The 13,259-nt window shown below is 58.5% G+C and carries 12 protein-coding genes; 4 read left to right on the top strand and 8 right to left on the bottom strand.

The window, feature by feature from the left end:
* Positions 1–14 precede the first annotated feature (14 nt).
* On the bottom strand, positions 15–1,622 hold the full coding sequence (locus tag GC177_02015) for a DUF2066 domain-containing protein (GenBank protein MBI1274730.1): 1,608 nt from the start codon (positions 1,620–1,622) through the stop codon (positions 15–17).
* Positions 1,623–1,885: 263 nt separating this feature from the next.
* Between GC177_02015 and GC177_02010 the strand changes: the two genes are divergently transcribed.
* The 3 genes from GC177_02010 to GC177_02000 are packed head-to-tail and all read left to right on the top strand — an operon-like array spanning position 1,886 to position 3,735.
* Complete coding sequence (locus tag GC177_02010; protein ID MBI1274729.1) at positions 1,886–2,929, top strand: phosphoribosylformylglycinamidine cyclo-ligase; 1,044 nt, start codon at positions 1,886–1,888, stop codon at positions 2,927–2,929.
* Positions 2,930–2,944: 15 nt separating this feature from the next.
* Complete coding sequence (locus GC177_02005) at positions 2,945–3,151, top strand: hypothetical protein (GenBank protein MBI1274728.1); 207 nt, start codon at positions 2,945–2,947, stop codon at positions 3,149–3,151.
* Complete coding sequence (locus GC177_02000) at positions 3,148–3,735, top strand: phosphoribosylglycinamide formyltransferase (protein ID MBI1274727.1); 588 nt, start codon at positions 3,148–3,150, stop codon at positions 3,733–3,735. The genes GC177_02005 and GC177_02000 overlap by 4 nt, the downstream gene beginning before the upstream one ends.
* Here GC177_02000 and GC177_01995 read toward each other — a convergent pair.
* From GC177_01995 to GC177_01980, 4 genes are all read right to left on the bottom strand, one after another.
* On the bottom strand, positions 3,719–4,561 hold the full coding sequence (locus tag GC177_01995; GenBank protein ID MBI1274726.1) for a DUF3108 domain-containing protein: 843 nt from the start codon (positions 4,559–4,561) through the stop codon (positions 3,719–3,721). The two genes, GC177_02000 and GC177_01995, sit on opposite strands and share 17 nt — an antisense overlap.
* A complete protein-coding gene (locus tag GC177_01990; protein ID MBI1274725.1) occupies positions 4,501–5,112 on the bottom strand; it encodes a hypothetical protein in 612 nt (203 codons plus the stop codon). Before GC177_01990 ends, GC177_01995 begins: the two co-directional genes overlap by 61 nt.
* A 30-nt stretch (positions 5,113–5,142) precedes the next feature.
* Positions 5,143–5,925 carry a hypothetical protein gene (locus GC177_01985; protein MBI1274724.1) on the bottom strand — a complete coding sequence of 261 codons (783 nt, stop codon included), beginning with the start codon at positions 5,923–5,925 and terminating at the stop codon, positions 5,143–5,145.
* An 87-nt stretch (positions 5,926–6,012) separates the two neighbouring features.
* On the bottom strand, positions 6,013–7,635 hold the full coding sequence (locus tag GC177_01980) for a hypothetical protein (protein ID MBI1274723.1): 1,623 nt from the start codon (positions 7,633–7,635) through the stop codon (positions 6,013–6,015).
* 138 nt (positions 7,636–7,773) lie between these two features.
* Between GC177_01980 and clpB the strand changes: the two genes are divergently transcribed.
* Complete coding sequence (gene clpB / locus GC177_01975) at positions 7,774–10,362, top strand: ATP-dependent chaperone ClpB (GenBank protein MBI1274722.1); 2,589 nt, start codon at positions 7,774–7,776, stop codon at positions 10,360–10,362.
* On the opposite strand, the gene GC177_01970 is transcribed toward clpB, so the two are convergent.
* The 3 genes from GC177_01970 to GC177_01960 form a co-directional block, all read right to left on the bottom strand.
* Positions 10,359–10,952 carry a hypothetical protein gene (locus GC177_01970; protein MBI1274721.1) on the bottom strand — a complete coding sequence of 198 codons (594 nt, stop codon included), beginning with the start codon at positions 10,950–10,952 and terminating at the stop codon, positions 10,359–10,361. The two genes, clpB and GC177_01970, sit on opposite strands and share 4 nt — an antisense overlap.
* 467 nt (positions 10,953–11,419) lie before the next feature.
* A complete protein-coding gene (locus tag GC177_01965) occupies positions 11,420–12,175 on the bottom strand; it encodes a hypothetical protein (GenBank protein ID MBI1274720.1) in 756 nt (251 codons plus the stop codon).
* A 296-nt stretch (positions 12,176–12,471) separates the two neighbouring features.
* Positions 12,472–13,206 carry a hypothetical protein gene (locus GC177_01960; GenBank protein ID MBI1274719.1) on the bottom strand — a complete coding sequence of 245 codons (735 nt, stop codon included), beginning with the start codon at positions 13,204–13,206 and terminating at the stop codon, positions 12,472–12,474.
* Positions 13,207–13,259: the final 53 nt, after the last annotated feature.

The following is a 13,259-nucleotide window of genomic DNA, read 5'->3' as shown; positions in this document are numbered from 1 at the left end:
TCCAGGAAAGCTGCTTATCGCGAAGCAGCGGTTTCAGGCTTCAAAATCCAATAGCCCTCGCGCGGGAGGCATTCGTACCCGCGTGCGCCAAGCGCCTGACTAAACTGATTCGCCGATGTTTTCAAGTCCACCCATATGTCGGCCTGGCTGGGAGACATGGCGATGATCTCCACCCGGCCAACCTCGGGCATGCTTTCCAGCCCCTGCCGGATGCGCACCCATTGCAGCATGCTGGTGAGCGGTACGACGACCTTGATTTTTTCCGGCTGTCCGCTGGCGCCCGGCGTGGGCGCAGGCGCCACGCTGGCACGTTTGGCGGCGGCTTCGGCCATTTTCACCAAGCTGCCGGGCTGACTCATGCGCTTGAGGGAATCCACCACGGCCATGTCCATCAGTTTGCCGGGATGCTCGGCGCTGGAAACGGCAAATTGCGCCGCCGCCATGCGCGGCGTGACGCCCATATCAAGCGGGATGAGCTTTACCTGAAGCTGATTGCCCGCCGAGAGGCGGACCAGGGTGGCATCCATCAGCAGGGCCTCGGACGCGCCGTAGCGCGCGCTCAACAGGCGCAGGCCGGAACGGTCACCCCGTTCGATTTGCCCCAGGTCCAGCTGGGCGACGTCGTCGGCATCGCCATAGGGGAGGATGAGCGCCGGGCGGCTGGAAGCCAGCGGCTGACGCTGCCAGGCTGCGCGCCAGGCATTGGTGTCTTCCCACAAAAGCGCCTGGTCACCAGCATGCAGCACGGGCAACAGCAGCACGCCCATACGGCGGGCGCTTTCCGGCGTGGGCGGCGGCGGCGGCGGGGGCGGCGCCTTGGGCGCGGCGAGCTTTTGCATCGTGTCTTCCATGGAAGACAGGGAGTGCGACTCCTCAAACGGTGCGGGCTGGGATGGAACGGGGCCGTTATCCTTCACGTCCTTTACCTTGTGCACGGGCTCCAGCTTGGTGAGCTGGGAGGCCTGCAGGATGGGCGTGCCGGAGGGGGTGGGAATCTCATTGGCCGGGCCTTTTTTGGCGAGTTCTGCCTTGGCGGCCTCGGTCGCCCTGGCGAGCGGGGTGCCGGGCTCGTTCATTTTCTTGGCTTCCTCGGCGACCGAGGCGGCCATGTCGGCTTTTGCCTTGTCGTTCGGCATGGCATCATTGGCCGTTTGGGCGGCTTTCTGCGCAGCATCGGCCGCGCGTTTGGCCTTGGCTTCAGCCTCGGCGGCCACGACTTCCGGCGGCGGGGCGATGGGGCGCGGGGTCACGCCGGTGACGGCGCGAATCTGTGCCGGGCTGAAGGTGATGTGCACCACGGTGCGGTAGGTTCCCTGCCCCGGCTGTTCCTCCACCACCTCATAGCCGGAGACCATGCGGCTGATCTGGTCCGACGAGAGGTTGGAGAATTTGCCCGGATCGCCCAGCTGCAGCTGGGAAGCGATTTTCTCGAAGGCCTTTTTCTCGGCCTGCTCCATGGCTTTGGCGCGGGCCTCGGTGGCATTGGCGCCCTGGGCAAAGCCTTCAACCTTCTGGGCGGTGTAGGCATCCCACGCGAGGGCGGAATGGGCCAGGAACGCCAGCGCCAGCAGGGCAAAGGCCGCGCAATGCCAGATTTTGCTGCAAATCGCCCTGATTTCCATGTAGTTTACTGCCCCTGCCCGTGCTATACGCCGTTCCGTTTCCAAATATTTTACGGCCTGATGCGGGCTTGTACAGACTTAATCGTCGATTTACTGAATGATGGCACATGCTATGCGGTATATTGGGTCCAGTGATACAAGGCTTATTTCTTCCACATAGGCATCCTATGCGGAAAAATAAGCCTTGTATCACTGAACCAAATCTCCTCGCATATCCATCCCATCATTCAGTAAAACGACTCAAAACGTGAAGTGAGGATTCCATGGTTGCCAGCAAAGGGTTATACGCACAAGCGGGTGTGGATATCGACGCGGGCAATGCCCTGGTGGATGCCATCAAGCCGCTGGCGGCGGCCACGCGCCGGGTGGGTTCCATGGACGGGATTGGTGGATTCGGCGCGCTGTTTGACCTTAAAGCGCTCGGATATCAGGACCCTATTCTCGTTTCCGGCACGGACGGGGTGGGCACCAAGCTCAGGCTGGCGATCGACAGCGGCATTCACCATACGGTGGGCATCGACCTGGTGGCCATGTGCGTCAACGATCTGCTGGCTCAGGGAGCGGAGCCGCTTTTCTTCCTCGATTATTTCGCCACCGGCAAACTGAAGGTGCAGGAGGCCGCGAGCGTGATTGCGGGCATTGCCGAAGGATGCAAACAGTCCGGATGCGCGCTGGTGGGCGGCGAGACGGCGGAAATGCCGGGCATGTATCATGACGGGGATTACGACCTGGCGGGTTTTTGCGTGGGCGTGGTGGAGCGCAGCCGCATCCTGCCGCGCAGGCAGAATATCACACCGGGGGATGCGCTGATCGGCCTGCCGTCATCGGGCGTGCATTCCAACGGGTTTTCGCTGGTGCGCAAGATCATGAAGGACAAGGGGCTGGACGTGCAGTCCCCCGCGCCGTTTTTGCCGGGCAAAAAACTGGGCGAAGCGCTGCTGGAGCCGACCCGGCTTTATGTGAAGCCCTGCCTGGCGGCCATCAAGACCGGGCATGTGAAGGCGCTGGCGCATATCACGGGTGGCGGGCTGCTGGAAAATATCCCACGGGTGCTGACGCCGGAACTGGGCGCCAGGCTCACCCGGAGCGCACTGCCGAAACTGCCGGTGTTTGAATGGCTGCGCGAGGCGGGCGGCATTTCCGACCGCGATATGTGGCTGACCTTCAACAGCGGCGTGGGCATGGTGCTGGTGGTGGAAGCGGCCAAGGAAGCCGAAGTGACGGGCGTGCTGAAGGCCCATGGCGAAGCGCCCTTCTCCCTCGGCCAGATTACCACGCGCGGCGCGGAAGCGGTGACCGTGGCATAACAGAAGGAGGGTGTGATGTGGAACCGCCTGCTAAGTCTCAATACGCTGGCCGTATTCATTTACATGGTGGTGCAATGGCTTGGCACTGACCATGGCAATGCGCGGCAATTTTTTTATGACCTGCTGCTGAAGCACCCGGGCGACGGCACGACCATCTGGCTCTGGTCGCCCGTATGGCTCACCGTGTTGCGGCTGATGGTGAAACTGATTTTTCGCATATGAGCAAACTTCCCATTGGCATTTTGATTTCCGGGCGCGGCAGCAACATGCAGGCGCTGGTGAATGCCTGCGCGGCGGATGATTATCCCGCGCGTGTCGCCCTTGTCATCAGTAACAAAGCGGATGCAGCCGGGCTTGTATGGGCGCAGGCAAAGGGCATTGCCACCGCTGTGATTGCGCATGGGGATTTTCCCACGCGGGAGACTTTCGACGCCGCCATGACGGAGCGGCTGGAACAGGCGGGCGTGAAGCTGGTGTGCCTGGCGGGTTTCATGAGGCTGCTGACGCCGGGTTTTGTTGAGCACTGGCAGAACCGGCTCATCAATATCCACCCTTCCCTGCTGCCTGCCTTCAAAGGGCTGCACACGCATGAGGCGGCGCTGAAAGCCGGGGTGAAGGAACATGGGTGCACGGTGCATCTGGTGACGGCGGAACTGGATAGCGGGCCGATTCTCGCCCAGGCATCCGTACCCGTGCTGGAGGGTGATACGCCGGAGACACTCGCCGCACGGGTGCTGGAGCAGGAGCACCGGATTTATCCGGAGGCATTAAAAACGCTTATTGAGACGGCTAATCGGCCGGTTTGACCGTTAGCACGCCACCCATGAATTTGCCGCGCATGAAGAGCGGGGTGGCTTCCTTGTCGCTGGTGAACCAGATGGTGACGGGGTCCATGGGTTTGCTGTTCCAGCGTTTATTTTCCTTTTCGCTGAAACCGGCGACGGCTTTTATGTGAAGCTCCACCGCGTGGCTGGGCGGGCAGCCTTTCATCGGGCAGGCCAGATCGGACGCATGGGCGGTGACATGGTAAAGCCGCTTGCTGTCAAACAGCTTCCAGCTTTTGGCGGGTTCGCCGATTTTGGGTGGATTGCGACGCAACTGCCATAGAAAACCAAGGCCGTCCACGGCATCGTGCCGTTGCTCGGGCGTGGGCATGGTGCGCTGGCCGGGCGGGTCGTCATTGGGGAATTTGGGGTCCTCGATGCGGGTGGGCAATTTGCCGCCTTCGCTGTAGCGAATGATGGCGCGCTTGGTTTTGCCGTCTATCTTCGTGGTGCTTTCAAAGCCCGCGGGCTGACATTTTTCGGCCTTGTCGCAGGTTATCCGGGCGGAGGCAGCGTTGGTGAAGGGCGAAAGCCACTGCACCAGACCGCGCGTTTTGATGTAGCTGCCAAGGCGGGCATCGTTGCCGGAGTCGGTTTCGCTCAGGGAGAATTTGGCGATGGGAATGCCGCTCCAGTAGGCGCTGAAATCACCCTGCTGGGCAGCGTGGGCAGGCATGATGCAACAGCACAGGGCCATGCCCAGAACGGGGCGCCACTTCTTCATAGGATTTCCTTTTTTACTTCTTTTTACTTCACCAGAAGCGGTGCAATGGTTCGCTGCCATTCCTGCCGCAACGACACCAGCCATGCCAGATGGTCCGTATCTTTTTCAATGGTTTTTATGTCGTCCTCGATGTGTTTTTCCGTTTTTGCCGTCCGCTGTGCATCGGTCAGCACGGTATCGGGGTGGAACATTGCCTCGGCCGCGCGGCCGATGACGTCGAGATCCTCGTATGGCTCCAGCTCCGCCATGATGGAGGCGATGAAGGCCATGGGCGTGCCGAAACGTTCGATATGGCCGATCTCGTCGTTGGAGAAGGCGATGTTCTGACGGGTGTTGTGGATGTCGTCCTCAATAAACCTGCCCATACGCAGGCAGGCATCGCGCAATTGCGCGGCATCCACCGCTTCTCCCGCCTGTGCGGCACGGATGGTGGCAAACATGGCCGTCTGGCCTTGCAGATGGGTTTCTATGTAGCCTTGCCAATGGCGAAGCTCGGGCGTGTCGTCCTCTTCGGCGGCAAGGTTTTCGGCCACCATGAGGGAATCCTCCGCCAGGCTATCCAGAGCGGACTGCCCTTCATAGGCATATTCATTCAGCGCATTCAGCGCAGACATCAGCAACGGTATGTCCACCATCGGAAACTCCGTATATGCCGGATGAATTTATCATCCGCGATAGGTTTCGGCCAGGATGGGGGCGATGTGGGTGTTGAAGGATTCCACCACATCCAGCCACAGGCGCAGCTCATCAAGGTCGGCCGTGAGGCTTTTCTGCACGGGCTTGAGATCGGTCACCAGCTGAGGCGTCTGGAAATCCCACCCGGTTTCCGTGGCTTCCGCCGATTCATCAAGCAATCCATGTTCACGGGCTTCCTGGTCCATTTTCTCGAGCAGATCAAAGGCCGCTATCTCGGCCGCATCGCCGTGAAGGTTTTTGGGCATGTGCCCGCTTTCCTTGAACATGATGATATCGAGATTGATGCGGGAACCTGCCTGCAGCAGGCTCACTTCATCCAGCAGGCTGTTCTGGAGCTTCTGGTAAATTTCATACAGGTTGCGGGAAAGGAAGGTGCCGATATCCAGCAGGTCCTGCCGCAAGGCGGGTAGGTCAACCGGCGAGGCCGCCGAAAGCAGCGCTTCCGCCTGCATGAGATGCACTACCGCATTGCTTGCTTTCTCGGCGCTTTCCAGCAACGCGTTGAGGTCTTCGTTCTCGGCGATGTCTTCCGGCACGGGTGAGGATTCATCCTCCACCATCAGATCCTCATCGTCCTCAATCTCCTCATCATCGTCATAGCCGTCCGGCGAGGTAACGACCCAATCCTCCACGACGCTGTCGGCGGCCATCATCAATGCGTCGAACGCATCCACACCTTCTTTGGCGCCGAGCCGTTCGGCGGATTTTTTGAAGGCTGTGATAGCTTCCAGAATATGCTGATCCGTCGCCATGTAACGCTCCCTTTTTGATTTGGTTTATGCATAAACCTCATTTGCGTGACAGTTCCATGAAGCGGCGGCCCACTGCCGCAAGGCCGGTCAGGATGTGTAGTCGCCGATGAAGGTGCCGATTTCCTGCCCGATGGAGGTGTTGAACAATTGCGCAAGCTGGATCAGGGTGTTCAGCCCCTCGCGCGTGGCGGTGTCATCACTGTAGAGCTCGAGCAGCGGCAGCACGGAAGAAGGCATGCTGGGCTGCGTGCCGTCATCCTCCGTTTGGGTGGCAAGCACGGCTTCCGGGCTGTCCAGCATTTCGCCTGCCAGATGAAGCGCATGCAGCGCTTCGGATGCGTTGATAACCTTTTGCTCCGTATCGCTTGCCTGTGACAAGCCGTTCATGAATGTTTCGGACTGGCAGAGGCGGGCGATGCCATGGTCGCCAATGCCTTTATAATCGGCCGCATCCGGACGGTGAAGGCGTTGATGGAGCACCTGTTCGTAGCATTCGATGGCGATGCTGATGCCCGTGGCGAAGGCGGACAGGGTGAGGAAGGCGTCTTTCACGTCCAGCCCGGTAAGCGCGGTTTCCGGCGCGCCGAGGCAATTATAGGCCTGTTGCAGGCTGTGGGCGAACGCATCGCGATAGGGCTTGCCGTCATCTTCCCCAGCGTGGATTGCCGTGAGAATACTGGGGTTTCCCGCCCTGCTCTGCTCACGCATGGACTGAATGCGATAGGCCTGGGCCATGGTGCCACCGGCAAAAGCGGCAATATCCCCATGCGCCTTGAAAATTTCCAGCGCGGGGTCCAGCAGATTGAAGGCGGTGGCATGGAAGGCCTCCAGCACGGCGCTCAGATTTTCGAGCGACTGGCTTTCGATGTCCCTGGCGGCTTCCAGCTTGCGGAGGTTGATGTGTTTGCCGACGGTCTGCGCATAGGCCTGCCGCATGCGCGTAAAACGGTCCGGGTCATCCAGCCAGTCGGGCGTCAGGGGGGCATATTCGCCGGTGGCGCGTATGTCATCCGGGGTTTCCATGTCAGGCTCAAACAGGTTTATCGACCGTTTCAACAGGTCCGTGGCCTGCCTCAGGTGGATGACCGCGCTGATGGAATCGGTCTTTCGTTCCTTGAGGAAAGCGGACTCGGCCAGCATATCCTCATAAACATCTTCGTTGATGGGAAAGGTCAGGGCCTCATCGTCGTCCTCTTCGTCAGAGAAGGCGATTGCGTCATCGGCGGCATCCATGGCGCGGGCAAGGCGGATGGCGTTTTTGAGGTCATAAGGTTTGAAATATTTGTGCCTTGGCTGATTGTATTCCGCCAGCCAGTCAATCAGCACGCCAACGGCGATGGCCTTGTGCGTCAGTTCGTTTTCCGGCAAGTCCAGGTCCGCTTTCAGCTCCAGTTCATCGAGCACGGGGTAATTTTCACGGAACTGGTGGAAGGTGGTGGTGAACTGACTCATCAGCTCCATCGCCTTGAGGGCCATATCCTCCATTTTGCGGGGGGTTTCCTCGGGCGCAAGGTAGAGGTAGGCGTTGGATTCGGGCAGGTCGCCGCGATGCATGGCCACCAGCAGGGCCCGGGCGATGCTGTGGGTGACGAAATCCTTCAGAGCGTCGAAATCCTCGAATTGCTGAAGATACTGCAAATCACCCGCGGCATGCAGCCTGCGCATGAAATCCTTATAGGATTGCTGTAAGGGTGTTAGTTTTTCGGACATGAGGATATTGTTGAGGTTTGGAGGGTTCTAGCGGCTTATTGTGGCGCTTTTGTGAAGCGGGTGCAAAAGGCAGCCTTGAAATTTAGCGCCATTCTCCCAATATCATCCTTATCCTGTTCATTTAAACCAGAGAAACATATGCAACTCGACCGTTATACCGACCGTGCCCGGGGTTTTGTGCAATCCGCGCAGTCCATCGCGCTGCGGGAGGGGCACCAGCAATTTACGCCGGAGCATATCTTCAAGGCCCTGCTGGACGACAGCGAGGGCATGGCGGCGCGGCTGATCGATGGGCTGGGCGGCAACTGGCAGGTGCTGATGAACCGGCTGAACCAGGAACTGGCAAAAATCCCGAAGGTTCAGGGGGATACGGGTGGGCTGCGCCTGACATCCGGCGCGGCCAAGGTGTTCACCACGGCGGAAAATGAATCGCACATCCAGAAAGACCAGTTCGTGACGGCGGAAATGCTGCTGCTGGCGCTGGCGCTGGAGCAGGAGACCCCCTCGGGCAAATTGCTGGCGAGCGAGGGCATTACCCCGCAAAAGCTGAAAGAAGCCATCAAGGGCATGCGCAAGGGTAAAAAGGCCGACAGCGCCAATGCCGAAAACGCCTATGAGGCACTGGAAAAATACACCAAGGATTTCACCGCCATGGCGCGGGAAGGCAAGCTGGACCCTGTAATCGGGCGGGATGAGGAAATCCGTCGGAGTATTCAGGTGCTGGCGCGGCGCACGAAAAACAACCCGGTGCTTATCGGTGAGCCGGGCGTGGGCAAAACGGCCATTGTGGAAGGGCTGGCGCAACGCATTGTCAATGGCGATGTGCCGGAAAGCCTGAAGCGAAAGCGGCTGCTTTCCATCGACCTTGGCGCGCTGGTGGCGGGGGCGAAATTTCGTGGGGAATTTGAGGAGCGCCTGAAATCGGTACTGAACGAGATCGGCCATGCGGGTGGCGAGATTATCCTGTTCATCGACGAGCTGCACACCTTGGTGGGTGCGGGTGCGGCGGAGGGCTCCATGGATGCCTCCAACCTGTTAAAGCCTGCGCTGGCGCGGGGTGAGCTGCATTGCCTGGGCGCCACGACGCTGGCGGAATACCGTAAGTATATCGAGAAGGACGCCGCACTTGCACGGCGCTTCCAGCCGGTGTTCGTAAGCGAGCCGACGGTGGAGGATGCGATTTCCATCCTGCGCGGATTGAAGGAGAAATACGAGGCGCATCACGGGGTGCGCATCACCGACCCTTCCATCGTCGCGGCGGCCACCCTCTCCCACCGTTACATCAATGACCGGTTTTTGCCGGACAAGGCGATTGACCTTATGGACGAGGCGGCATCGCGCCTGCGCATGCAGGTGGACAGCAAGCCCGAAGCGCTGGATGAGCTGGACCGGCGCATCATGCAGCTAAAAATCGAGCGCGAGGCGTTGAAGAAGGAAGGCGACGAAGCCAGCCGTGAGCGGCTAGTGAAGCTGGAGAAAGAACTGGCCTCGCTGGAAGAGGAAGCCCGTCTGCTGACCGAAAAATGGCAGTCGGAAAAAAGCCGCATCGATGACAGCAAGAACCTGAAAATCAAACTGGAGCAGGCACGCAAGGACCTGGAAATGGCGCAGCGCCAGGGTGAACTGGCCAAAGCCGGTGAACTGGCCTATGGCGTGATTCCCGACCTGGAAAAGAAAATCAAACTGGCCGAGGATGCCAAGGGCGGCACGATGCTGAAAGAAAGCGTGACCGAGCGGGATATTGCCAGTGTGGTGTCGCGCTGGACGGGTATTCCGGTGGATAAGATGCTGGAAGGCGAGCGCGATAAACTGCTGCGCATGGAAGAGGTGCTGAATGAGACGGTGGTGGGCCAGGCGGATGCGCTGAAGGCGGTTTCCAACGCCGTGCGGCGCTCCCGCGCGGGACTTTCCGACCCGGATAAGCCGATTGGCAGCTTTTTATTCCTCGGCCCGACGGGGGTGGGGAAAACGGAGATGTGCAAGGCGATTGCGCGATTCCTGTTCGACGACCCGGCGGCGATCCTTCGCGTGGATATGAGCGAGTTCATGGAGAAGCATGCCGTGGCGCGGCTGATCGGCGCGCCTCCCGGCTATGTGGGCTATGAGGAAGGCGGCGTGCTGACTGAGGCCGTGCGCAGGAGGCCGTATCAGGTGGTGCTGTTCGACGAAGTCGAAAAAGCGCACCCGGATGTGTTCAACCTGCTTTTGCAGGTGCTGGATGAAGGCCGCTTGACAGACAGCCACGGCAAGACGGTGGATTTTCGTAATACACTGATCGTGCTGACCTCCAATCTGGGGTCGGAGATTCTGGTGAATGCAAGCGAGGACACGCCCTATGAGATCACCCGTGAAAAGGTGATGCAGGTGGTGCGCGGGCACTTCCGCCCCGAGTTTTTGAACCGGCTGGATGAGATCATCCTGTTCCACCATCTGTCGCGTCAGCATATGGACGGCATCGTGGATATTCAGCTCAAGCGGCTGGAGGCACGGCTGGCAGAGCGGCACATCACGCTGACGCTGGATAAGAAGGCGCATGAGTGGCTTGCCAATGCGGGCTATGACCCCGTTTACGGCGCATGCCCGCTGAAGCGGGTGATCCAGCGCGAGCTGCAGGACAAGCTGGCGCTCGGACTGCTGGAAGGCACGATCCATGATGGCGATGCGGTGAAGCTGACGGCCGGTGAGAGCGGGCTGGAATTCGTTACCGATAAGCGGAAAGCGGCCTAGTTCAGATAGTCGCCCCGCGACTTGGGACCGGAACCCACATTCAGCCACTGCTCAAGGTTTGCCCTCAGCGTATCCAGCAATTGCTGATGACGGAGCGACTGTTCCGCCTCGGTCTGGTTGGCGCTGAACAGGTTATGGTCTGACACATAGCCGTTATCAAGCTGTGTGGGGCTGTTGTCAGGGCTGGATCTTTCCCTGGATTTGCCCTGCCGTGTCTCACCGTACAGCACGTCGATGAAATCGAAGAACCGGTCCCAGTAAGTCATGTCGATGTGAACGCCTATATTGACATATTCGGTGTAGAGGCCGTCGTCATCGTGGCTTCCCGCATTGTCGTCCCGGCCTATTTCGTTCACGCCGTATTCGTTCCAGTCGAAGCCCAGATCGGCCAGGATGTTTTCCATCGCGGCCTCGGGGGATTCGTGTTTGCAGATGGATTCAGCACCGCGCGGGACCGTGACCGCGAAATAACCGGCTTCCTGCATGACATGCACGGCGACCTGATGTTCGATATCCGGATAATGGTGGCTAAGGACAGCCTCAAGCCGCTCTGCCAATGCTTCGTTATCGAGTCTGCTGTTATGTGCCATAATGGGTATTTAGCCTTGTGATATAGAACCAAGGGTTATGGATCTCATCTGTTGCAGCCATATGACAGATTGCGGATATTTTGGGCAAAAAGAAACCCGGCTGCCTTGTTTAAGGGCAGACCGGGTGGGTCTTAGGGAGTGAAGTTGCACCATTCCCCATTTTGGACCACGGAATGGCCCATCATGGGTGATGTAATCCGGTGCACGGCGCACCCTACAGGGCCTGGCCCCATGGTGAACGCGACACCGGATACGACGATGGTCAACACCAACAAGGCCATGCACACATCGTGCGCATAGTAGCTAGTATAACCCCGAAGGAGCCATGCTCCCCTATTCAAATATTTCAATCCTCAATCCTTCCCAGGGGGTAGCCCTGATATGCGAACAACCCTTGTTGCTCACCCAGCTCCGGCCACGATTCTTTTCGTAATCATGGCCGGAATCGGAGAGAAACATGATGCTTGCTATTGAGCGTAGGGACCGCCCACAGAGTAGTGAAACTCCGTAGCGCCAATCGCCGTCCACATACCGCTGACGATCTGCACGAACTCGCATTGCCCTTGCGGGTTGATGCGGAGTTGCGGGCCACGACCATCAAGGTATCCCAGAGAGCCAATACGCCCCCAAGGTTCGCCGTGTATTACGTTCGCACCTTGAAGAATATTGCAGGCAATACGAACTGCTTCACGCTCTACAGAAAAACTTGCACCTTGCGGCACAGTTTGAGCGTCAACCGCAGGCGACACCATCGTTACCGTACCAGCAGGCTCGGTAACAAACGTGTAATTTGGGGTCGCTTCTGGCAACACCGTCTGTCCGTCACCTGCTGGCAATGTTTTCACATCACCGCCGATGGCGAGCGTACTGATGCCACTTTCTACCGCCGTTTGCCCGGTTACCGTTGCATCCACTGGGGGAGCCACTTGTTGCGGCACGTTGAGGTGTGTCAGCACAAGGATGCCGATGAGGACAAGAATCGTTGCACTCGTCATCATCGTAAAGACATCTCGGAACGTTATTTGATTGTCCCACAGCACAAGTCTACGAGCCAACCCGAATACACGCTCTCCTGTAACCCGACGGTTAATCAGGATGCTGAAGCCAACGGCAATGCCAGTCAGGATTGCGAGAATCAATCCGATCAGCACGGCTGGAACCTTAACGATTACCTCCAGAATAAAGGAACCAACCTGACGTTTGGAAGGAAGATACTGAGTCATGATATTGCTCTTGTTCTTTCTGGTGCGAAATGCACCGTAATTCGACGAAAGCCGACCGTCGTGGAGATTCACGGGCCAAGTCAGCTGAACATGCCTTCACCCCTCATCACGAACGTGAAATAGGAAGGGGAAAACAGAAGACAAAGAAAAGGCATGGCGGGGCGTGCGGCAGGTGACAGGTATAGGGCCGCGGGCTTTGCGCCTGGCGCCGCCATGCGAAAGATCGTTAAAATGGATACAGACCTGTCACGGATCGTTCCATTATCGTAACTGAAAATGTTAATTTATTAATTAACCTAGGCTGTTTCTGCGGGTTTTCCCGGTTTTTTGCCCAGTTGCGCTTTGGCAGTGAAATAGCCCAGGGGGCGGATCTCGGTGGATTCGCCGGGTTTGAGGGTGCTCGGCTTTTTGTAATTATTGGGGGCGGCCTTGATGGTGAAGGTGCCCTCGGGCGTGGGTTCCACCGTCAGCACCCATTTCTGGATGGAATCCCTGGGATTGTCGGCCTTGCGGTAGATGATGGTGTAGAGCTTGTGGGTGCAGAGGATGGAGGTATCGGGGAATTCGTCATGCAGCATTTCCAGCTGCTGCTGCCCCTCTTGTGATGTGAGGTAATGCCTGCCCTGCTGCACGCCGCGCAGCACGTGAAAGCCCCAGTCCGGGTGTTTGGTTTTGGGCCGCTTTTTCTGCGGGTGCATGGCCAGTTCGGACGGGAGCTTGGTAATGGAAATGGGGGAACGGCCCTTGTTGTTGGGCAATTCCACGGTCAGGATGGCGTAATGGCCCAGATAGCCCTGGGCGGCCTCCTCTTCCGTTACCTCATAGGCTTTGACCCAAAGAATGCAGGCCGGGCGGGGATAATCTTGCGCAGGTTGATGTTTTGAAAGGATAAACTGGCGTTTGATGGCCTCCAGCCGCTTGAGGGCGGTGGCTTCGTCGGCAAAATGGCAGCTTCCTTCGATAACCGAAGCAATCCACGGGCTTTGGCTGGTAGCAATCCGGGCTTTGGGTTTGCGTGCTACGAAGGTCATGAAAACTCCTGTGCGGAGAATAGTGTTAATTTGTCAATAAATCGTAATGCCTG

This window comes from bacterium, assembly GCA_016124905.1.
GTDB lineage: Bacteria > Pseudomonadota > Alphaproteobacteria > Rickettsiales > RI-342 > RI-342.
Note: the sequence above shows the minus strand (reverse complement) of the source record. Positions and strands in the feature narration are given on the sequence as shown.

Excerpts from the sequence above, each read along its gene's own strand:
- GC177_02015 (MBI1274730.1), bottom strand. The coding sequence starts at position 1,622 with ATGGAAATCAGGGCGATTTGCAGCAAAATCTGGCATTGCGCGGCCTTT.
- GC177_02010 (MBI1274729.1), top strand. The coding sequence starts at position 1,886 with ATGGTTGCCAGCAAAGGGTTATACGCACAAGCGGGTGTGGATATCGAC.
- GC177_02005 (MBI1274728.1), top strand. The coding sequence starts at position 2,945 with ATGTGGAACCGCCTGCTAAGTCTCAATACGCTGGCCGTATTCATTTAC.
- GC177_02000 (MBI1274727.1), top strand. The coding sequence starts at position 3,148 with ATGAGCAAACTTCCCATTGGCATTTTGATTTCCGGGCGCGGCAGCAAC.
- GC177_01995 (MBI1274726.1), bottom strand. The coding sequence starts at position 4,561 with ATGGCTGGTGTCGTTGCGGCAGGAATGGCAGCGAACCATTGCACCGCT.
- GC177_01990 (MBI1274725.1), bottom strand. The coding sequence starts at position 5,112 with ATGGTGGACATACCGTTGCTGATGTCTGCGCTGAATGCGCTGAATGAA.
- GC177_01985 (MBI1274724.1), bottom strand. The coding sequence starts at position 5,925 with ATGGCGACGGATCAGCATATTCTGGAAGCTATCACAGCCTTCAAAAAA.
- GC177_01980 (MBI1274723.1), bottom strand. The coding sequence starts at position 7,635 with ATGTCCGAAAAACTAACACCCTTACAGCAATCCTATAAGGATTTCATG.
- clpB (MBI1274722.1), top strand. The coding sequence starts at position 7,774 with ATGCAACTCGACCGTTATACCGACCGTGCCCGGGGTTTTGTGCAATCC.
- GC177_01970 (MBI1274721.1), bottom strand. The coding sequence starts at position 10,952 with ATGGCACATAACAGCAGACTCGATAACGAAGCATTGGCAGAGCGGCTT.
- GC177_01965 (MBI1274720.1), bottom strand. The coding sequence starts at position 12,175 with ATGACTCAGTATCTTCCTTCCAAACGTCAGGTTGGTTCCTTTATTCTG.
- GC177_01960 (MBI1274719.1), bottom strand. The coding sequence starts at position 13,206 with ATGACCTTCGTAGCACGCAAACCCAAAGCCCGGATTGCTACCAGCCAA.